Below are 20,365 nucleotides of genomic sequence, written 5' to 3'. Positions count from 1 at the left end.
TAGTACGGACGTACTAGCTAGTTGTTGACCGCAGCATCGCTCGCTGAAGGGAAACTCCCATGCCGATCACCGTCACCGCCCCGCGTGGCGTCCTCACCGCCACCGGAGAGCGCGAGATCCTGCCGCAGCTGACCGCAGCGCTGATCGAGGCCGGCGGACTCACCGGCAACAGCTTCTTCACCGCGGCCGTCGGCGGCACCGTCCACGTCCTGGCGCCCGAGGACGTCTACGCCGGCGGGGTGAAGCGACCCGTCGTCATGGTCGAACTGAAGCTGCCCAACATCGGCCTGAACACGATCCAGGCCCGCGCCGCCTTCATCGCCGCCGCGACCGACATCGTCGACGCGCTGACCGTCGCCGGACACGACCGGCAGAACACCTGGGTCAACATCTTCAACGCACCGGACGGCGGCTGGGGCCTCGGCGGCATCGCCTACACCGGCGAGGACCTGATCGCCGCGATCACCGCCGCGGCCGGAAGCGCGGCCGGAACCGGGGCTTGAGCCGAGGCCGAGGCCGGAGTCGGGGCCGGAGTCGGAGCTGGGGCCGACGCCCGCGGCCCGCGGTCGTAGGCCCCGCCCGGCCCGCTCAGCGGTTGAGGTAGGCGAGCACCGCGAGCACCCGCCGGTTGTCGTCGTCCGAGGGCTGCAGGCCCAGCCGCAGGAAGATCGAGGCGGTGTGCTTCGCCACCGCCCGCTCGGTGATCACCAGTTGCTGGGCTACCGCGGCATTGGAACGGCCCTCCGCCATCAGCCCGAGCACCTCGCGCTCCCGCGGGCTGAGCGAAGTCACCGCGCCGTTGCCGGAGTTGTGGGTGAGCAAGCGGGCGATCACCTCCGGGTCCATCGCGGTGCCGCCGGCCGCCACCCGGCGCACGGCGTCGACGAACTGCGTGCTGTCCATCACCCGGTCCTTCAGCAGGTACCCGATCCCGCCGCTGCCGTCGGCCAGCAACTCCCGTGCGTACAGCTGCTCCACGTACTGCGAGAGGACCAGGACCGGCAGGCCGGGCACGCTCCGGCGGGCCTCCAGCGCAGCTCGCAGGCCCTCGTCCGTGAAGGTCGGCGGCAGCCGGACGTCCACGATCAGGACGTCCGGCTGCCCGGTGGCCACCGCGTCGAGCAACTCCGCTCCGGTCTCGACGGCCTGAATCACCGTCATGCCGTGGGCCTGGAGCAGTCGGGTCAGGCCGTCCCTCAGGAGGAAGAGGTCTTCGGCGATGACAACGCGCACGGGATCTCCAGTGAGGTGATGGTCGGACCGCCGGGCGGGCTGCTGAGGGCGAGTACGCCGTCGAACGGGGCGAGCCGCCGGTCGATGCCGCGCAGTCCGGTGCCGCGGGAGGGGTCGGCGCCACCGCGGCCGTCGTCGGTGACACTGACCCTGAGCACCTCGCCAGTATGGCGGATCTCGATCCAGACCCTCGCGGCGCCCGCGTGCTTGGAGACGTTGGTCAGCAGCTCGCTGACGGCGAAGTAGGCCGCCGACTCCACCGGCATCGGCGGGCGGGCCGGCAGGGTGCCGTCCACCTGGGTGGGCAGCGGCAGGTCCAGCGCCAGCGCGCGCACCGCGTCTACCAGGCCGCGGTCGGCCAGCACGGGCGGATGGATTCCGCGGACCAGGTCGCGTAGTTCGGCCAGTGCCTTGACCGAGGACTCCTTGGCCTCGGTCAGCAGCGCCAGGGCCGCCTGCGGGCTGGAGTCGAAGAGCTGCTCGGCGGCGTTCAGCGTCATGCCCATCGCCACCAGCCGGGCCTGGGCGCCGTCGTGCAGGTCGCGTTCGATCCGGCGCATCTCGGCCGCGCCGCTGTCGATGGTGGCGGACCGCGTCTCCGCCAGGTGATTGACTCGCCAGGCGAGTTGGGCCTCCCGCGTGGGCCCGAGCAGGAGGCCTGCCAGTCGGCCGTAGCCCGTCAGCAGCCGCGGCGCGGCCCACAGCACTGTGGCCGATGCCAGCAGGAGCAGCAGGACGGTCACGCTGAACACCACCCGGTCCGAGTGCAACAGGCCGTACATCGGCCCGATCGACGGACCGCCCGAGCGCGTGAGCAACAGGTAGCCGCGGGCGTGGACCGCCAGCATCCCGACGGGCACCAGCACCAGGAGGAACCCGCCGACCGCGTTGAGCCCGGTCCACAGCAGGTCCCGCCACGTCGCCGGATCACCCAGCACCCAGCCGGCCCGCCGCCACCGGCTGACCTGATCACCCGTCGGCGCGGGTCGGTACGGTTCGGCGATCGCCACTGCGCACCACCTCCCGACCAACCGCCTCGTGTGCCGCATCAACCACCGCGTGCGCCCCAGCGTCAGGCTGAGCATGACCAGGGCCAGCACGCCCCAGATGTGGTACGGCCCGTGCATGGTGACGCTTCTGGTGCCGTCGTTCAGGAGGGCGTGCACCGCGCTGAGCATCGCCGCCAGGGGGATGGTGCCCGCCGACGCCAGCGCGCAGAGCGCCGACCCGCGCCCGAGCGCGGACACCCCCGCGCCGACCCAGCCGAACGGCCGCTGCCGTCGGGCCCGGCCGGCCAGTGCCGTCCTGCTACCGCTCACCGCTGGTTCTCCTCCCTTGGGTTTCCATCGCTGCCGGTGCCAGTCTTCCGGGTCGCCCGGCGGACGCACAGGGCGCTGGACCCCGTTTCCGGGGGTGTACGTAGATACACCCCGAGACACCGCCCAGCCATCTGTCCCCGCGCACCGCTCGCTACCTAGCGTGATCACTGTTCGTCAGACCGATTCCCAGACTGATTCCCAGGCCGATCCGTGGAGGACACCGTGACCGCGCCGATCATCGAGATCCGCGATGTGAGCAAGACCTACGACAGTGGCCGCCCGGCGCTGTCCGCGCTGAATCTCGAGGTCCGGGCCGGTGAGGCGCTGGCGGTGCTCGGCCGCTCGGGCAGCGGCAAGTCCACGCTGCTCAACCTGATCGCGGGGCTGGACCGGCCGACCGAGGGCACGGTCACGGTGGACGGCCTGCGGATCGATCGGCTGACCGAGGCCGGCTCCGCGAAGTACCGGCGGGAGCGGATCGGCATGGTCTTCCAGTTCTTCAACCTGCTGGACGACCTGACGGTCCAGGACAACGTGCTGCTTCCCGCCCAGCTCGCCGGGATGCCGGCCGGCCAGGCCCGCAGCCGGGCGGCCGAACTGCTGGAGCAGCTCGGGATCGCCCGGCACGCCCGCGCCTTCCCCGGCCGGCTCTCCGGTGGCGAGCGCCAACGCGTGGCGGTGGCGAGGGCGTTGATGAACCGCCCGCCCCTGCTGCTGGCCGACGAGCCGACCGGCGCGCTGGACACCGCCTCGGCGGCAGACGTGCGCGAGCTGCTCATCGAGCTCAATGCCGCCGGCCAGACCATCCTGCTGGTCACCCATGACACCTCGCTCGCCGAGGCCTGCGCCGGCCGCGTCATCGAGCTCGCCGACGGCCGGATCGCCCGCGATGTCACCGTGGCGGTGGCCCGATGAGCAGTCTCGGCAAGGTGGTTCGGGCCGGCGTCGGCCGTCGCCGGGTGCAGAGCCTGGTCATGATGCTCACCACGATGATGGCCGTCACCGCCGCACTGCTGGGCGGCGGGCTGCTGGTGTCCGCGCACGCCTCCTTCGATCAGGGCTTCGCCGCACAGCGCGGCGCCCAGCTGACCGGCCGCTTCGACTCCACGCGGGTCGGTGCCGCTCAACTGGCCGATACCGCCCACGTCTCCGGCGTCACGGCGGTGGCCGGCCCGTACCCGATCGCCTCGCTCGGCTCCGCGATCGAGTCCGACAGCGCCGGACTGCCGGCCGGCCTGGCGAATCCGCCGCTCGACGTCGTCGGCCGGACCGATCCCGGCGGCCCGGTGGACGATCTGACGGTCACCGCCGGCCACTGGTCCACCCGGCCGGGAGAGATCGTGTTGAGCGACTTCAACACTCCGCTGGGCGTGGGTGACAAGCTTCGCTTCCCGGCCGCGCCGGGGCAGCCGGTGCTCACCGTCGTCGGCCTGGCGCGGTCCGCGGGGCACAGCGCCGACGCCTGGGTCTCCCCCGAGCAACTGGCCGCGCTGACCACCCCGGCCACCGCGGCCGGCTACCAGGAGCTGTACCGCTTCGCCCGCGCCGGTGACGACGCCCAGCTGAACGCGGACCGCACCGCGCTGGCCGCCGCCGTCCCACCGGGGTCGATGATCGGCGCCGCCTCCTACCTGACGATCAAGGTGGCCGCGGACAAGAACACCGCCACCTTCGTACCGTTCGTGGTCGCCTTCGCGGTGATCGGCCTGGTCATGTCGGTGCTGATCATCGGCATCGTGGTGAGCGGATCGGTCGGCGCCGCGACCCGGCGGATCGGCATCCTCAAGGCGGTCGGTTTCACCCCGGCTCAGGTGGTCCGCGCGTATCTCGGGCAGGCGCTGATCCCGGCCGGCGTCGGCATCGCGCTCGGCGTGCTGCTCGGCAACCTGGCCGCGGTGCCGGTGCTGGCGAAGGCGGGCCGGGCGTTCGGCAACGGTGCGGGGCAACTGATCGCGCCCTGGCTCGACCTCGTCGTCGCCGTCGGCGGGCTGGCCGTGGTGGCCGTCGCCGCGCTGGTGCCGGCGCTGCGGGCCGGCCGGCTGCAGACCGTCGAGGCGCTCGCGGTCGGCCGCACGCCGAGCGCGGGGCGTGGTCGCGGGGTCCGCCGGGTGCTCGGTCGGCTCCCGCTGCCACGGCCGGTCAGTCTGGGTCTGGCCACTCCCTTCGCCAAGCCGGGGCGGTCCGCCGTCATGGTCGCCGCCGTGGTGCTCGGCACCGTCGGGGTGACCTTCGGGCTGGGCCTGGCGATCTCGTTGAACTCCATCACGGACGGCATGGGCCGGGAACGGCCCGGCGCGGTCGCGGCCATGCCGCTGCCGGACTTCGGCCCCGCCGCTACCAGTCATCAGCCGCAGGCCGCCGAACTGCCCGCCATCGCGGCGGCGATCGCCGGCTGCCCCGGCACCCAGCGGTACTTCCGCACCGACCGGGCCACCCTCACCGTGGTCGGCCTGGCCGGCCCGACCACGGTCGTCCGCTACGACGGCGACGCCTCCTGGGGCGCCTACCAGATGGTCACCGGCAGCTGGTTCCACCACCCGGGCGAGGCCGTCGTCCCCTCCGCCTTCCTGCAGGCCACCGGGACGAAGGTCGGCGACACGCTCACCCTGACCAACGGCGGCGGCCGGCTGGCCTCGGTCCGGATCGTCGGTGAGGCCTTCGACATGTCGGAGTCCGGCATGGTGATCCGCACCGAGGCGGCCTCGCTCGCCGCACTGGACGCCCCGGTCGATCCGCAGAGCGTCGACTACGAGATCGGCCTGAAGCACGGCAGCACCGTGCCGGACGCCATGGACCGGCTGGACGCCGCACTGAAGCCCTACGGCTTCGGCCCGGACGACCTCCATCCGCTCTTCAACCCGACCATCCTCTCGATGGACGCGCTGGCCGCGATGCTCACCGCCATGCTGGTGGCGGTGGCCGGTCTCGGGGTCCTCAACACCGTCCTGCTCGACACCCGCGAACGCGTCCATGACCTGGGCGTCTGCAAGGCCCTCGGGATGTCCCCAAAGCAGACCGTCGCGATGGTCCTCACATCGGTCAGCGGCATCGGCCTGCTGGCCGGCCTGATAGGCACCCCGCTCGGCGTCGCCCTGCACCACGCCGTCATCCCCGCCATGGGCCGCGCCGCCGGAACCCGCCTGCCCGCCGCCGACCTCGCGGCCTACCACCTCGGCACACTCGTCCCGCTGGCTCTGGGCGGCCTCGTGATCGCCATCCTGGGCGCCTTGCTGCCGGCGAGCTGGGCCGCCCGCACCAGTACCGCGACCGCTCTGCGCACCGAATAGCGCCGGCTTCAGCGGGCCATCGCCGGCCGGCCGGTGACGGCCGGGCGGACCTTGGTGAGCAGCAGGTCGAGGAACCGGTCGGGGTGGCGGAAGGCGGCGAAGTGGGAGGCGTCCTCGATGAGCGCGAAGTCCTTGACCGGGGCGGTGACGTCGTCGAAGAACCGCTTGGCCGGCTCGGGCGGGGTCATCACGTCGTGCTCGCCCTGGAAGACGAAGAACGGGAGGTGGAACGTGGTGCCCTCGGCCCACTCGTCGATCGCCACGGCCCCGGGCGCGACGCGCTCGGAGAAGGTCATGCCCTTGAGGTAGCCGCGCAGCTCGCGCAGCGTGTGCAGCGGCGAGAACCAGAGCGAGCGGATCACGACGGTCTTCATCGTGTCGTAGGTCAGCGGGTCGGAGGTGACCACGAGCTTGTTGTACTGCGTCCACTGTTCGGCGCTCCAAGCCGACGCGTCGCCGCCCATCGCGGTGGCGGCGGCCAGCTCCTTGCGCTTGCCCGCCTTGCGGAGCCGCTCCAGCAGCGCCTGGTAGGCCGAGTTGTCGCCGCCACCGCCGCCGTTGATGTTCTGGTCGGTGCCGACGTAGGCGCTGTACAGCTCGGGGTGGTTGCGGGCCAGCCGCAGCCCGAGGACCGTGCCGAAGGAGTTGGCGACCAGCAGGACCTTCTCGACGCCGAGCCGGGCGCGGACGTGCTCGGTGACCTCGAGGGCGTCGCGCTGGAGCTGCTCCAGGTCCATCTCACCCTGTCCGTCCGGACCGGTGCGGCCGAAGGTCCGGTCGGCGCCGCGCATGTCCCAGCGCACGATGGTGAAGTGCCGCTCCCAGGCGCGGGTGCGCGGGATGAAGATGCGGTTGGCGGCGCCGGGGCCACCGTGGATCTCCAGGATCACCGGGTTGCTGCGGTCCTCGCCGCGGATCGAGATCCACTGGTCGATGCCGCCGATGCGGACGAAGCCGGCCTGGTCGATGCCGTTCGGCGTGCTGATCCGGAGCTTCCTGGCGTTGGCGGTGCGCTTGAGCTGCCGGTAGCCCAGCAGGCCGGCCACGGGCGCGGCGGCGACGACTGCGGCGGAGGCGGTGACGATGGTGCCGAGCATGAGCTTCTCCCCTAAACTGTTTATTCCGTAAGCGGCTGTGTTTAAGGTATACACAGTTAGTGGGGGTGTCAACGCCCTCGCGTCGCAAGCACCGGAGAGGGAGGACCACATGGCCAAGGAGAAGACGCGGGACCTGCGCGCGAGCGTCGCCCTGCTGTGGGGCGAACAGGAGCAGCCCACCCGCGGCCCCAAGCCCAGCCTCACCCCCGCGCGGATCGCCGAGGCCGCCGTGCTCCTCGCCGATGCCGAAGGCCTGGACGCCGTCTCGATGACCAAGGTCGGCGCCGAGTTCGGCGTCTCGGCGATGGCGCTGTACCGCTATGTGCCCGGCAAGGCGGAGCTCGTCGAGCTGATGGTCGAGGCCGTTCTGGCCGAGCGCCCCGACCTCACGGCCGTCGGTCCCGCCTGGCAGGCCCGGATCGCCGCGTGGGCCCGCTGCTCGCTCGCCGTTTACCAGGCCCACCCCTGGCTCCTCGCGGCCACCGCGATGCGCCGCCAGGCCATGGGTCCGGGGCAGCTCGGCTGGCTGGACGCCGCACTCGCCATCATGGAACCGACCGGACTGACGGCCGCCGAGCGCCACCAGGTCTTCCTGCTGATCGTCGGGCTGGTGCGCAACCTCGCCCAGCAGCTGACCGACTTCGACGAGGACCACGACCGCGAGTGGAACCGGCTCACCGGCGAACTGCTCCACCGCCACGCCGACCGCTTCCCCGCCCTCACCAAGGCCATCGCGGCGGGTGCGTTCGAGCCGTCCGCGATCGACCCGCTCGACTTCGGCCTCGCCCGCATTCTCGACGGGGTCCAGGCACTCATCGACCGTGGCGACGAGAGTCCGTCCTGAGCGGTCCGTCCGGGGGTGTCCGTCCTGACCTGCGACGCCCGGTCTACGGAACGAGCCTACGGAGCGGTCCCGGCCGGTGCGGCGACGTCCGGCAGCGGCGGCGGGGCGGAGGTCTCGCCGCGCCGCGGGAGCAGCAGCGGGGTGGCCAGGATGAGCAGCCCGGCGACCGTGAGGGCGGTGCGGGGGCCGGTGTGGTCGGCGAGCAGCCCGCCGAGCGCGGTGAAGACGGCGATGGACGCCTGCTGCCCGATCGACCAGGCCGACAGGGCGCGGGCGACGAGGTGCTTGGGCGTGCGTTCGAGCCGGTAGGTGGCGACCACCGGGGCGTACAGGCTCATGTTGATGATGATCGCCAGCTCGACGGCCATCACGGTGAGCAGGCCGACGACGCCGGGCCGGACGAAGGCCAGGCCGATCAGCCAGACGACACGCAGCGTGCCGACGGTCCGGAAGACCCGGTCCCGGCCGTAGCGGGTCACGAACCGCCGGGCCAGCCGGGAGCCGATGAGTCCGCCGAGGCAGGGCACGGCGAAGGCGAGCCCGTACTGCCAGGGCGGGAACCCGAGCTGGCGCAGCAGCAGCACGGCCAGCACCGGCTCGGTCGCCATGATCAGACCGCCGACGAGCATGTTGTTGAGGTAGAGCGCCCGCAGGCCGGGGTCGCCCATGATGTGGCGCCAGCCGTCGAGCAGGGCGCCCGCCCGGAGCGGGCTCCGATCGGTGGCTTGCGGCGCCTCCTCGCGGCCGCGGATCGCGGTGATGCCCAGCGCGGAGAGCAGGTAGCTGAGCGCGTCGGCCAGCACGGTGGTGACCGGCCCGAACATGACGATCGCCGCCCCGCCCAGCGGCGGCCCGATCGCGATGGAGCTCCAGTTCGTGGACTCGAACCGTGCGTTGGCCACGAGCAGGTCGTCCGGGCGGACCAGGGCCTTGAGGTAGGCGCCGCTGGCCGCGTTGAACGCGATCTTGGCCGCTGCGACCACGGCCGAGATCACGAGCAGCTGGACGAAACCGAGCCGGCCGAAGGCATAGGCGACCGGGATCGTCGCCATGGCGGCGAACCGGGTCAGGTCCATCGCGATCATGACCCGCCGCTTGCGCCGGAACTCCACCCACGGCGCGAGCGGCACCGCGATCAGCGCGCCCACCGCCGGCCCCACCGCGGAGAGCGCGGACACCTCGGCAGGGCCGGCGTGCAGCACCAGCACGGCGATCAGCGGCAGGGCCCCGAACCCCAGCCCTGACCCGTAGGCGCTCACCGCGTACGCCGCCCACAGCCAGCCGAACTGCCGGCCCAACGGCCTCCTGCCAACCATGCCCGGCGCGCTCCCTCGAAGATCCGGCTGCACAAACCAGCGTTGACCGGGGAGAGCTAACCGGGCGGCACAAGGGCAGGTCAAACAACTGCCCTGCCGTCCACCCACAACCACCGGTTGTTCACTAAGGTGGATCGCCGTGGACCTCGAAGCCGTACGCACCTATGTCGCCGTCGCGGATGCGGGCCAGTTCCAGAAGGCCGCCGCCGACCTGTCGGTCACCCAGCAGGCCGTCTCCAAGCGCATCGCCGCGCTGGAGCGCGACCTCGGGGTGCGGTTGTTCACCCGCACCCCGCGCGGCGCCGAGCTCACCATCGACGGGCAGGCGTTCCTGTCCCACGCGCGCGAGCTGCTGCGCGTCGCCGAGCGGGCCGCCGCCTCCGTGCACGCCGGCCGCCGTCCACTGCGGGTGGACGTGATCAACTCGCGCGGCGCGACGTCGGGCCTGATGCGCGGCTTCCACCGCGCGCACCCGGAGATCGCCCTCGACGTGGTGATGCTGTTCGACGTCGAGGCGGCCGTCGGCGCCATCCGCTCGGGCGCGATCGACGCGTCCTTCCGCGCCGTCGCGATGCCCGGCCGGCCGCTTCCCGAGGACATCGAGTCCGTCCGGGTGCTCGACGAGGCGCTCCAGCTCCTCACCGGCCCGGCCCACGCGCTGGCGGGCGCCCGGTCGGTGACCGTCGCCCAGCTCGTCGGGCACCGGATCTGGATGCCCGGCATCGTCCCCGGCACCGAGTGGGCGGCCTACTACGACGACCTCGTCGCCGAGTTCGGCCTCACCATCGAGGCGACCGGCCCCAACTTCGGCTCCGACGCGCTCCTCGACACCGTTGCCGACACCCCGGCCCTGGCCACCTTCATGAGCGAGCAGACCAGGCTCGTCTGGCCCGCCGGCCACGGCCTGCGCCGCATCCCGGTGACCGACCCGACCCCCGTCTACCCGCACTCGCTCCTGTGGCACCGGGACAACCCCCACCCGGCGCTGGCCACCCTCCGCGCCCACCTCGCCGCCACCACGGCCGGCCACGCCGCCGCCGGGACCTGGGCGCCGGACTGGGTGATCCCGCGCTGAGGGAGATCCCGGGCCTGGTGGCGGCCTCGCCACGCTACGCGCTGGGTGACGGGCCGCCCGAGCGCAGCGTCAGCAGCGTGATCTCGCTCGGTGCGAAGACCCGGAATGGCGGCCCCCAGAAGCCGGTGCCCCGGCTGGTGTAGAGCTGGGTCCGCTCCCCGTGCCGGCTCAGGCCGTGCACCACCGGCTGGTCCAGTCGGACGAGGAAGTTGAACGGCCAGATCTGGCCGCCGTGGGTGTGCCCCGAGATCTGCAGGTCGATCCCGGCGGCAGCGGCCTGGGGGACGTACTTGGGCTGGTGGGCGACGAGCAGCACAGGTCGGTCCGGGTCCGCCCCCGCCAGCGCGCCGTCCAGGTTCGCGCGGTGCCCGGCCAGGCCGGAGGACTCCGCGGTCACGTCGTCCACGCCCGCGAGCACCAGGGCGTCCCCGCCGCGCTCCACCACGACATGGCGGTTGTGCAGCGGGTCCCAGCCCAGCTCCGCCATGCGGTCCAGCCAGCCCTGGGCCTCGCTGCCGTACTCGTGGTTGCCCGTGACGTAGACCTTGGCCAGCCGCGCGCGGATCGTGCCGAGCGGCGCCGACTGCTCCCGGCGCTGGGTGGGGGTGCCGTCGGCGATGTCGCCGGCGTGGACCACGACGTCCGCGTCGAGCGCGTTGACCGCCTCGGTCACCCGCGCGGACCAGGCCGCCCGGTCGATCGGCCCGTAGTGAGTGTCGGCCAGCACCACGACCCTGGTCCCGTCCAGGCCACCGCCGAGCCGCGGGAGGTGGACGTCCAGCCGCTTCACCCGGGGCACGCGCATCGCCTCGTGGTGTCCCCAGGCCAGCAGCCCGGCCGAGATCACCGCGACGGCCACGGCGACGATCCTGGCCCGGCCGGCGCCGCCGACGTCGAGCCCGGCCAGCACGAGGTCCACCAGGCCGCCCAGCACCGACCAGGTGAACAGCACCCAGATCATGCCGAGGCTGGTGTCCGCGACGCGGGCGGCCCGGTCGTTCCGCCGGCGCCCGTGGCCGGCGACCATCAGGAAGGGGAAGGAGACCAGCCAGACGGCGAGGACGGCCGTGCCGACCGGGAGCACCGGGGACGGCCAGTCGGCACCGGCGGCGAACAGCGTCCACCAGGGCGGCAGGCACAGCAGCAGGAGGATGAGCACGACCACGGCCAGCCGCCGCCACAGGGACCGCCGAGGCCTCGCGCGCTCACCCGGCTCCGTACCGGGCGCTGCCCCGCCCTCAGGCCGGGTGACGGCCGGGACGGCCTCCGGCCCCCCATGGTCCAACCGAAGGTCCGACTCCGACCCGACGGATCCGCTGTCTGTCACCACGTCGCCCCTCACGTCTGCTGACCCCATCATCCGCCAGACGGTGGCCGTTGCCGACGCCCGGGTCCCGCCGACGCCCGGGCCCCGGCCTCAGGGCGGCTCGGGCGTCAGCGCGTACAGCCGTCAGCGTGTACGGATGTCAGCGCGCACGGGCGTCAGCGCGTCGGTGCGTACGGGCGCATCATCTCGTTGTCCTCGTGGTCGATGATGTGGCAGTGCCAGACGTAGCCCGGTCCTTCGGTGGGGTCGAAGGGGAAGCGGTTCTCGCCCGGTGCCACGCCGTCCAGCCGCGTCGTGCTGGGCGCCCAGCGGGCGATCACCCGGGTCACCTGTCCCGGACCGGCGTTGACGGTGTCCTTCCAGCCCGCCTCGCTCGGGTCCGGCGGGATCACCGGGCCGGTCAGGAACCGGCTGAAGGCGGGGTTGCCGCCGAGCGCGCCGTCGGCGTTCGGGGCGAGGTAGTCGCGGGGCGGTCCGTAGCCGGGGATGACCGTGCCGGGGTCGTAGTCGACCTCGCCCAGGGTGCCGTCGCAGAGCTGTCCCTCGTAGCGGCCACCCGGGAACTCCGCGGCCCAGGCGGCGAGATAGTCGTCGACCTTGACGCACTGCCGGTTGAGGAGCTGGAAGCCGACCAGGTGGATGTGCATCGGGTGGGCGAAGGTCGAGGTGTTGAGGATCTCCCAGACCTCGGTGCTCCCGACGCGCGGCAGTTCGGTCAGCCAGAGGCCCTGGCCGTACCGGTCACGCCGGGAGCCCTCGATCGGCGTGCTGCTACCGGCGCGCAGGCCGGTCCACATGCTGTTGTTGACCAGCGCGATGAGCGTCCCGCGGGCCTCGGGCGGCGCTGCGCAGGGCACCGTGTCCGGTTCGTTGAGCACGAGTTGGCGGTGGGCGTGCACGGTCACCCCGGGCGCGACCCGGCCGTTGCCGGGGTCGGCGAGCCGGACGATCGGGGCCGGTCGCCCGGGACCGCCGCGAAGCGGTGCACCGGTCGCCGGGTCGTACGTGGTGTCCCGGCCGGAGAGCGGGAGGGTCACGTCGATGCGCAGCAGCTGACCGTCCACGGACGGGTCCGGCGCCGGGCCGAGGGGGAACGAGTGGACCGCCGTGTTGGTCAGGATCAGCGAGCTGCCGGCGAGTCCGGAGAAGTCGATGATGACGTCGGCACGCTCCGCCGGTGCGAGATTGAGCCGGAGTGCATCCGCCTGGCCGGGCGTGTTGAGCTCCACGGGGGTGTCGAGCAGTCCGACGTCGGTGCCGATCTGCCAGAGCGCCACCGCGGAGGGTGCGTTGGGCCGGGCCGCGTTCGGCGCGTCGGTGAGGCTCATCGACAGGTAGCGCGCGTTGCACCCGTTGAGGAAGCGGAAGCGGTAGCGGCGCGGCTCGACGGTGAGCACCGGCCAGGTGCGGCCGTTGACCACCATCGCGTCGCCGAGGTAGGTCGAGATCCAGAACGGGTGCGCGGCCGGGTTCTGTGGCGGGATCACCAGCTCCGCGGCCGGATTCGAGCCGTCCGGGAAGAGTAGCTGCCCGTTGGTGTCGAACTGCCGGTCCTGGATCGCGAGTTCGATCTCGTACGGGTCGGCCGGCAGCCCGAGCGGGTTGTCCGCTCGGCCGGTGTCGTACCGGTCGCGGACGAGGTAGAAGGCGGCGAGCCCGGCGAACACGTTGAGCCGGGTGACGCCGAGGGCGTGGTCGTGGAACCACAGCGTGGACGCCGGCTGCGCGTTCGGGTAGCGGTAGACGGCCTCGTCCGGCGCCGCCGGGTCGCTGGTGGCGTAGCCGGAGCCGCGCTGGCCGGCGGAGGTGAACCAGGCCTGCGGCCCACCGTCGACCGTGGAGGGCACCTCGCCGCCGTGCAGGTGCGCGACGGCCGGGATCGGGCCGCGGTACGGCTCGCAGGAGCCCATCTGGTTCAGCGGGTCGGCCCAGTGCAGGGTCTGATCGACCGTGAGCAGCGGCGCCACGCGTGATCCGGCGTCAACCCCCGGCAGCTTGTTGACGTAGCGGACGGTGGTGGGGCGCCCCTCCCACGCCTCGACGGTGCACCCCGGCCAACTCGCGGGCCGGTCGGCGACCTGGTACCCCCACACCCAGGTGCCGTCGGCGTACGCGTCCGGATACATCGAGGGCGGCAGCACGTGTTGGGCGAACTCGACGAACGAGGTCGTCATCGAGGACGCGCCGACCCGCTGCCCGCCGAACGTCGGCAGCGCGGTGACGTACTTCGGAATCCTCGCGCCCGGCAGCGGAGTCTGCGGCTGCAGCACCGACGCCGCGGCCCGCTGGGCGAAGACCAGTCCGTTGAGGGTGGTGACGGACGCGGCGCCGAGGCATCCCGCGAGGAGCAGCCGTCGCCGGCTCAGCCGTTCCGAGCCGGCCGGGTCACCGCTTTCTTTCTCCGACATGGCAGGCCTTTCTGAAGGCTGTCCCGATAACTCGCCTGAAAGCTGGTCGGGCTCATGATTCGCCGATGATCTGTATCGTTTTATCTGAATTTTCAGGGCGCCGCTCGAATGCGACGAACCAGGAAAATGGCAGACATCGCAGAGGGCTCCGCTGGTGACTCCCTTGCGGCATAAGAATTCTGACTGCGCAGAGCATGTATATCGCGGCTCTTCGCCCAAGGCGCCGCCACGCTGCCCGCCGGCCGCTCGGTTTCCCCCGTTTGTCCGCGCGGAACGGGGTCACGAAAGGCCCGGCAAAGAGCATCCGAAGATCGGCGGGTGTGGCGATTCCATGAATCCCGGATTCGGCCTGGGATCAGGCTCCGAAGAGTCCGTTCAGTTCGCCGTACGGCAGAGCGCCGTCCAGGGCGCCGAGCGTGCCCGGCCCGAGGAGCTCGGCGGCGGCGCGGTGCGCCGCGGCGTACGCGGACTGGGCGAGCGCCGTGCCGGCGCTGATGCGACGGACGCCGGCCGCGGAGAGCGCCTGGACGGTGGGGCCGCCCGCCACCAGCATCGCGTTCACCGGCAGCGGTGATACGGCGCACAGCTCGCGCAGGACGTCGAGATCGAGCAGCCCCGGTACGAAGATGCCGTCCGCGCCCGCCGCCGCGTAGGCCTGCGCGCGCTCGACGACGTCCGTGAGTCGCCCCTGCGGCTCGCCGATGCCGAAGAGGACGACGTCCGTGCGCGCGTTGATCCAGAACTCCGGCAGGCCCGCAGCCGCCGCGGCCTCGCGCCCCGCGCGCAGCCGTGCGGCCTGTTCCTGCGCGGAGAAGAGCGGGCCGCCCGGCGCGTGCGAGTCCTCCAGGTTCAGGCCGACGGCGCCCGCCGCGATCAGTGCCGTGACGGTCGCCGCCACCGCCTCGGGTTCCGCGCCGTAGCCGCCCTCCGCATCGACGGTCACCGGCACCTCGACGGACGCCACGACGCGGCGCGCTGCCTCGACCATCGCCTCCCGGCTTGCTCGCTGGCCGTCGCCATGGCCGAGCGACCAGGACACACCGCCGCTCGTCGTCGCGATGGCGCGGGCGCCGGCCGAGGCGATCACCGCAGCGCTGCCCGCGTCCCACGCGTTCGGCAGCACCAGTACGGACGAGTCCGCCAGGGCGCGCAGACGCAGCGCCTTCGAGCGGGTTTCGGGAGCAACGAGCACAGACATGGAACAACCGCCTTCGCATCAGGAGTGGTGGTGCACGCTCATGGTGGGACCAACGAGGCTGTCTGCTCCATGAATTAGGCTGCTGCCGAATCCTGGCCCGTTCCTCGGCCCTCGTTCCCTGTTCCTCGTTCTCTGTTCCTCGTTCTCTGTTCCCCGTTCCCCAGTGCCTCGGAGGCGACCGTGCAGGCAGACCTGGTGTTCTCGACGGGGGATCTCGCCCAGACCCGCTTCGCGATCTCCCCACTCTGGGAGATCGTCACCGGCCTGCGCTCCCTGGCCGCTGATCCCGCCCACACGCCGCTGTTGCACCGCCGTTGGGCCGCACAGGTGCGCCCCCGGCTCGCCTCCTCGGGCCCGGACCGCGGGCGACTGGCCGAACTCGTCCCGGCCGACGGCTACTTGCCGGACTTCCTGACCCCCACGCCGGCCTCGCCCGCACCCACCCTGGCCGAGGAGCTGTCGGTGCTCCTGGCCACGCCCGCCGAAGAGGTCCACCGCGATCTCGACCGCCTCGCCGAGTGCCACGGCGGCCGGCTGCCCGCCGGAGCCCGCGCCCTGCGCCGCGACCCCGAGGCCGGACTGGCCCGGCTGGCGAAGGAGATCGAGACCTACTGGCAGCTCGCCGTCGCGCCCTACTGGGCCAGGATCCGTGCGTTGTTGGAGACGGACATCGCCCGCCGGGCCCGGCTCGCCGCCGCGCACGGTACCGGTCGCGTGCTCGACGAACTGCATCCGGCGCTGAGCTGGAAGGACGACACGCTCACCCTCAGCAGCCGGACCTGCGTCGTCACCCGCACCGGAACCGGCCCGGGTCTGCTGCTGATCCCCTCGGCCTTCGCCTGGCCCTGCCTGCTGACCCGGGCGGTTCCCGAAGCTCCGCCGCAGATCGCCTACCCGGCGGACGGGATCGCCACCCTGTGGGAGCGTCCCGTCCGGGATGAGGAACGCGGCTCGGCCATCGCCGGGGTGCTGGGCCGGACCCGGGCCCGGCTGCTCGCGGATCTCGACGCTCCGGCGTCCACCACCGAACTCGCGGTCCGCACCGGCCTCTCCGCGCCCAGCGTCTCCGAGCACCTGACAGCGCTGCGCACGGCAGGCCTGGCCACCGCCCACCGAGCGGGCCGTTCCGTCCTGTACGCCCGCACCCCGCTCGCGGACGCCCTGCTGACCGGTCCGCACGCCGAGCCGGCCTGATCAGGACGGTCCCCGCGTATGGTCCCGGTGCAGAACTGCACAACCTGCTCGGCAGGCTGACGATCAGTGGGGCGGGACGGCTTGGTGATCAAGGGTGCGCTTGATCACCCGGAGTCCCTGGTCGACCATCTCGGCGATGGGTTCCCCGAGGCTGTCCGGCGTCACGTCGATGATCCAGACGAAGTGACTGCGGTTCTCGGCGTCGCTGGTGATCTGCATGGACGCATGGTGGTGCTTGGGTTCCAGGGAACCGCCGACCACCGCGTAGGCGATGCGTCGGGCCTCGTCGTCGATGTCCACGATCAGCTCGTGCACGACGGTGCCGCTCGCGAAGGTCACGATCCTGATGTCGCCCTCGACGCGGGTATCGGTGACGAAGCCGGGCGCGAGGCGTTCGTGGACCTCACCGAAGTCGCGGACGGCCGCCCAGACGTTGTCGGGAGTGTCGTCGATCAGGATGTCCCGGTGGATGGATGCCATGGGTCGGCCCTCTCTCTGCAAGTCAGTGGGTCTGAGGTGCGACGGGACACGAAGGGAACGGCCCCTTGCACTCCGTCAGCGTGCTTCCCGCGGCAGGCTGCTGTCTTGAACATCCTTGCGCCGCTGTCAGACCGGGCACGTAGCGTTCGAAAGGTGCTCACCGCCGTTCCTGTCGTCACCCGTCCCGACTTCGGCATCAGTGCCGTGACCTGCCGCGACGACCACACTCGCTGGTCGGCGCCGGAAGTCCGCGGTGACTACCGCCTGGTGCTCGTGCGCCGTGGGCGGTTCCGCAGGATGGCGGCCGGCGTGCCCGCCGACATCGACGCGACGCTGGCCTACCTGGGTGTCCCGGGCGAGGAGGAGAGCTTCGCCCACCCCGAGGGCGGTGACGTCTGCACGGCGATCAGCGTGACGCCGAAGCTGTGGCGCTCCCTGGCCGGGGACGTTGCGGGGGCACCCGTGCAGACGGTGTACGTGGACCCGAGCCTCGACCTGGCCCACCGTCGCGTTCTCGCGGCCGCCGGCTCGGGCGATGTCGACTACGCGCTCTCCGAGGAGCTGCTGGGCCTGCTCTCCACGGCGGTCAGCCGGACCGTGACCGGTCCGACCCCGCTCGGCGGCACGCCGGCCGCACGCGGCAGGAGCCTCGTAGCAGCCGCCCGCGAGGCGATCACCGATGGACACCCCGCCTCGGACACGCTGTTCTCGCTCGCCGAGTTGCTCGGTGTCTCCCCGTACCTCCTGAGCCGTGCGTTCCCGCGCGAGCTCGGCGTTTCGGTGACCCACTACCGCCAGCGCGTTCGCATCGGCCGCGCCCTCGACCGCCTGGAGGCCGGCGAGCGGAGCCTCGGTGCCGTCGCGGCCGACCTCGGCTACGCCGACCAGGCCCACCTGACCCGGACCATGCGCCGGCACCTCGGCCACACGCCGGCGGTGCTCCGACGCCTCCTGGCGCCCCCGCGCTGACCGCGGCCGACTCGAACAGCTTCACGGCTCAGGTCGCTGCGGAAGCCTCTGGGGGCCCGGCCCTCAGCCCGGCTGCGGTGGCCCGAACACGACGTCCCGGACCGTCGCCTTCGCCGCCGTGAAGGCGAGCAGACGGGTGCCCTCCGCGGCGATGTCCTGCTGCTCGGCAGCCGTCAGCCGCCGGAACGGGCGCACCGTCAACGTCGCCGTGTCGCGTTGCGTGACCACCCTCCAGGTCGCCGCGACGAAGCCGTCGACGAGCACCGCGCGGGGCATCTCCATGGTTCCGGCGAAGCCCTGGTCGGCGAAGCTCACCGTCAGGACACGGCTGCGGTCGGCGTGCGAGAGCAGCAGGTTGTCGAAGTCGTAGAGGAAGCGCACCGGGGCGGGGGTGTCCGGGTGCGGGCGTGGCGCGTCGGGCAGGTCGTAGAGCTCACGGCCCTGTTCGTCCTGGAAGGTCAGGAGCTGCGGCCGGAGTTCGTCGATGACCTCCGCCAGCCGGGTCAGCCCGCACCACTGCTGGACGTCGCGGACGGTCGCGGGCCCGAACGCAGCCAGGTAGCGGAGCACCAACTGCCGTACGTCGGACGCCGTTTCGACGGGGCGCCCGAGCCAGGCCTCCACCGGGGTGTGCGCCGCCTTCCCGCTGCGGCCCCACAGCCCACGCGGCGGGACCTGGACCAGCGGCACGGACGCGCGGACCGCCTGAGCCAGCGCGGCCGGGTCGCGGTCCGGCCACCGCGGGGCCAGCGCCCGGCCCAACTCGCTGAAGGTCAGCGGCTTGTCGCCGAGTAGCTCGCGGCCGGCGCCGGCCAGCTCCGTACGGTCCAGGCCGGCCAGGTCGCGGCCGAAGGAGCCCATCGTGCTGCGCTCGATGACCGGCTCCACCAGGGGCCGCAGCCACAGGCAGTCGGCGGCGGTCACCAGGTGGATGGTCGAGCGCATCAGCGCCATGCGCACCACGCCGGCTTCGCGGAGCAGATCCGCGGTGGGCTCGGGCCTGTAGTCGGCCAGGCGGGTCCAGAGCCCGACGTACCAGGTGTGCGGTGTCTGCGCCTGGAGCCCGACCAGGCGTTCCAGGGCCTGCGGCACGGTCAGTTCCCAGCGGCGGAGCAGCAACTGGCGTTCGAGAGTGGCGCGGTTGAGGGCTCTGGCGCGCAGCAGCGTCATGTCCTGCCTTCGTGGGAGTGGATCGCTCGGGGGCTCGGACGGCGGTCAGGCGGTCAGCGCAGTGGACCGAAGAACTTCCGTACGTCGGCGACGAGGAGGTCAGGTGCTTCGAGCGCGGCGAAGTGGCCGCCGCGCTCGAACTCCGACCAGTGGGTGATGTTGTTGCCGTACTCGGCGTAGCGGCGGATCGCGACGTCCTCGGCGAACACCGCGACGCCGGTGGGCGTGGTGGCGGGCGAGGAGTGCCAGCTGCCGGAGTGCATGTTCTCGTAGTACATGTGCGCCGCCGAGCCGGCGGTGCCGGTGAGCCAGTAGAGCATCACGTTGGTGAGCAGCAGGTCGCGGTCGATGGCGCTCTCGGGCAGTTCGGCTGCGGGGAACGTCCATTCCTTGAACTTCTCGACGATCCAGGCGAGTTGCCCGACCGGGGAGTCGTGCAGCCCGTACGCGACGGTCTGCGGCCGGGTGGCCTGGATCTGGAAGTAGCCGCCGCCGTCGTCCAGGTAGCGCTTGAGGCGTTCCAGCCTCGCCCGCTCCGCGTCGCTGAAGGTGGCCCGCTCCTCCTCCGCCACCTCGCCGAACGGGATGAACCCGAAGGTCGCGGCGTTGACATGCACCCCGACGACCCGGTCGGTGGCGGCGCGGCCCAACTCCGGTGCGACGAACGCGCCCAGGTCGCCGCCCTGGGCGCCGTACCGCTCATAGCCGAGGCGGCTCATCAACTCGGCCCAGGCGGCCGCGACCCGGCCGGTGTTCCACCCGGTCTCGCGGGTCGGCCCGGAGAAGCCGAACCCGGGCAGCGAGGGGATCACCAGGTGGAAGGCGTCCGCCGCGTCGCCGCCGTGTGCGACGGGGTCGGTGAGCGGGCCGATGACCTCGAGGAACTCCACGACCGACCCCGGCCAGCCATGGGTGAGGACCAGCGGCATGGCGTCCGGCTCGGGCGAACGCACGTGCAGGAAGTGCACGTTCTGCCCGTCGATCTCCGTGGTGAACTGCGGTATCGCGTTCAGCTCGGCCTCGTGCCGGCGCCAGTCGTACGAGGTGCGCCAGTACTCGACCAGCTCCTTGAGGTAGCCCAGCGGCACACCGCGGCTCCACCCGACCCCGGGCAGCTCGGCCGGCCAGCGCACGGCGGCCAGCCGAGCCGACAGGTCGTCAAGGTCGGCCTGGGGGATGTCGATCCGGAAGGGAGTGATCGTTTCGCTCATGAGAAGAAGCTATCGGCACAAGCGGACACCTTCTGTCCTATAGGGCGGATCAGAGTCGAACGCGATGGGGGCAGCCGGCGTTCTGGCCCGTCCGAGGGAGGCGCACCCTGTGACGGCCTGGTGCCGGGGCCTCTTCCGGTTGTCCGCCTGGCTGTCCACCTGGCTGTCCGGCCGCGACCGCAGGTGTCGTGACCTGGGAGCCTGCTCCTGAGCCGGACACCCGTGGTGGACCCGGAT

The 20,365-nt window shown here is 72.3% G+C and carries 17 protein-coding genes; 7 read left to right on the top strand and 10 right to left on the bottom strand.

Translation table 11 applies throughout. The annotated features are described in order from the left end of the window. The first annotated feature begins 59 nt into the window (after positions 1–59). Positions 60–503 (top strand): hypothetical protein, encoded by a 444-nt coding sequence (locus AC060L_RS33185; protein WP_483802693.1) that lies wholly within the window; start codon positions 60–62, stop codon positions 501–503. Positions 504–588: 85 nt separating this feature from the next. On the opposite strand, the gene AC060L_RS33180 is transcribed toward AC060L_RS33185, so the two are convergent. Together AC060L_RS33180 and AC060L_RS33175 are read right to left on the bottom strand one after the other, a co-directional pair. Beyond that, on the bottom strand, positions 589–1,233 hold the full coding sequence (locus AC060L_RS33180; RefSeq protein ID WP_483802692.1) for a response regulator transcription factor: 645 nt from the start codon (positions 1,231–1,233) through the stop codon (positions 589–591). Beyond that, a complete protein-coding gene (locus AC060L_RS33175) occupies positions 1,197–2,552 on the bottom strand; it encodes a sensor histidine kinase (protein ID WP_483802691.1) in 1,356 nt (451 codons plus the stop codon). Before AC060L_RS33175 ends, AC060L_RS33180 begins: the two co-directional genes overlap by 37 nt. 222 nt (positions 2,553–2,774) lie before the next feature. Here AC060L_RS33175 and AC060L_RS33170 point away from each other — a divergent pair, with 222 nt between their 5' ends. Together AC060L_RS33170 and AC060L_RS33165 are read left to right on the top strand one after the other, a co-directional pair. Next, positions 2,775–3,467 (top strand): ABC transporter ATP-binding protein, encoded by a 693-nt coding sequence (locus tag AC060L_RS33170; RefSeq protein WP_483802690.1) that lies wholly within the window; start codon positions 2,775–2,777, stop codon positions 3,465–3,467. Further along, entirely contained in the window at positions 3,464–5,839 is a 2,376-nt protein-coding gene (locus AC060L_RS33165; protein WP_483802689.1) for an ABC transporter permease, read from the top strand. Before AC060L_RS33170 ends, AC060L_RS33165 begins: the two co-directional genes overlap by 4 nt. A gap of 8 nt (positions 5,840–5,847) precedes the next feature. On the opposite strand, the gene AC060L_RS33160 is transcribed toward AC060L_RS33165, so the two are convergent. Then, the gene (locus AC060L_RS33160; RefSeq protein ID WP_483802688.1) at positions 5,848–6,936 is read right to left on the bottom strand and encodes an alpha/beta fold hydrolase; all 1,089 of its coding nucleotides are present in this window, start codon (positions 6,934–6,936) and stop codon (positions 5,848–5,850) included. 109 nt (positions 6,937–7,045) lie between these two features. Between AC060L_RS33160 and AC060L_RS33155 the strand changes: the two genes are divergently transcribed. Further along, complete coding sequence (locus tag AC060L_RS33155; RefSeq protein ID WP_483802687.1) at positions 7,046–7,780, top strand: TetR/AcrR family transcriptional regulator; 735 nt, start codon at positions 7,046–7,048, stop codon at positions 7,778–7,780. A gap of 56 nt (positions 7,781–7,836) precedes the next feature. Here AC060L_RS33155 and AC060L_RS33150 read toward each other — a convergent pair whose 3' ends face one another. After that, a complete protein-coding gene (locus AC060L_RS33150) occupies positions 7,837–9,096 on the bottom strand; it encodes an MFS transporter (RefSeq protein WP_483802686.1) in 1,260 nt (419 codons plus the stop codon). A 139-nt stretch (positions 9,097–9,235) separates the two neighbouring features. Between AC060L_RS33150 and AC060L_RS33145 the strand changes: the two genes are divergently transcribed. Further along, positions 9,236–10,171, top strand: coding sequence for a LysR family transcriptional regulator (locus tag AC060L_RS33145; RefSeq protein ID WP_483802685.1), 936 nt, complete (start codon positions 9,236–9,238; stop codon positions 10,169–10,171). A gap of 34 nt (positions 10,172–10,205) precedes the next feature. On the opposite strand, the gene AC060L_RS33140 is transcribed toward AC060L_RS33145, so the two are convergent. The 3 genes from AC060L_RS33140 to AC060L_RS33130 form a co-directional block, all read right to left on the bottom strand. After that, positions 10,206–11,336: a metallophosphoesterase gene (locus AC060L_RS33140; protein ID WP_483802684.1), complete on the bottom strand. Its 1,131-nt coding sequence runs from the start codon at positions 11,334–11,336 to the stop codon at positions 10,206–10,208. A gap of 317 nt (positions 11,337–11,653) precedes the next feature. Further along, positions 11,654–13,906, bottom strand: a complete 2,253-nt coding sequence (locus AC060L_RS33135; protein WP_483802683.1) for a multicopper oxidase family protein — start codon at positions 13,904–13,906, stop codon at positions 11,654–11,656. A 355-nt stretch (positions 13,907–14,261) separates the two neighbouring features. Beyond that, positions 14,262–15,104 carry an isocitrate lyase/PEP mutase family protein gene (locus tag AC060L_RS33130; RefSeq protein ID WP_483802682.1) on the bottom strand — a complete coding sequence of 281 codons (843 nt, stop codon included), beginning with the start codon at positions 15,102–15,104 and terminating at the stop codon, positions 14,262–14,264. A gap of 180 nt (positions 15,105–15,284) precedes the next feature. Here AC060L_RS33130 and AC060L_RS33125 point away from each other — a divergent pair, with 180 nt between their 5' ends. Next, positions 15,285–16,298 (top strand): ArsR/SmtB family transcription factor, encoded by a 1,014-nt coding sequence (locus tag AC060L_RS33125; protein ID WP_483802681.1) that lies wholly within the window; start codon positions 15,285–15,287, stop codon positions 16,296–16,298. Positions 16,299–16,361: 63 nt separating this feature from the next. On the opposite strand, the gene AC060L_RS33120 is transcribed toward AC060L_RS33125, so the two are convergent. Next, positions 16,362–16,778, bottom strand: coding sequence for an SRPBCC family protein (locus AC060L_RS33120; RefSeq protein ID WP_483802680.1), 417 nt, complete (start codon positions 16,776–16,778; stop codon positions 16,362–16,364). A 153-nt stretch (positions 16,779–16,931) separates the two neighbouring features. Here AC060L_RS33120 and AC060L_RS33115 point away from each other — a divergent pair, with 153 nt between their 5' ends. Next, complete coding sequence (locus tag AC060L_RS33115) at positions 16,932–17,747, top strand: helix-turn-helix domain-containing protein (RefSeq protein ID WP_483802679.1); 816 nt, start codon at positions 16,932–16,934, stop codon at positions 17,745–17,747. 63 nt (positions 17,748–17,810) lie between these two features. On the opposite strand, the gene AC060L_RS33110 is transcribed toward AC060L_RS33115, so the two are convergent. Next, on the bottom strand, positions 17,811–18,917 hold the full coding sequence (locus AC060L_RS33110; protein WP_483802678.1) for a winged helix DNA-binding domain-containing protein: 1,107 nt from the start codon (positions 18,915–18,917) through the stop codon (positions 17,811–17,813). A gap of 53 nt (positions 18,918–18,970) precedes the next feature. Next, a complete protein-coding gene (locus AC060L_RS33105; RefSeq protein WP_483802677.1) occupies positions 18,971–20,128 on the bottom strand; it encodes an epoxide hydrolase family protein in 1,158 nt (385 codons plus the stop codon). Between the last annotated feature and the right edge of the window lie 237 nt (positions 20,129–20,365).

The organism is Kitasatospora sp. NEAU-69, assembly GCF_057158765.1.
This window is presented reverse-complemented; position numbering and strand designations above follow the sequence as displayed.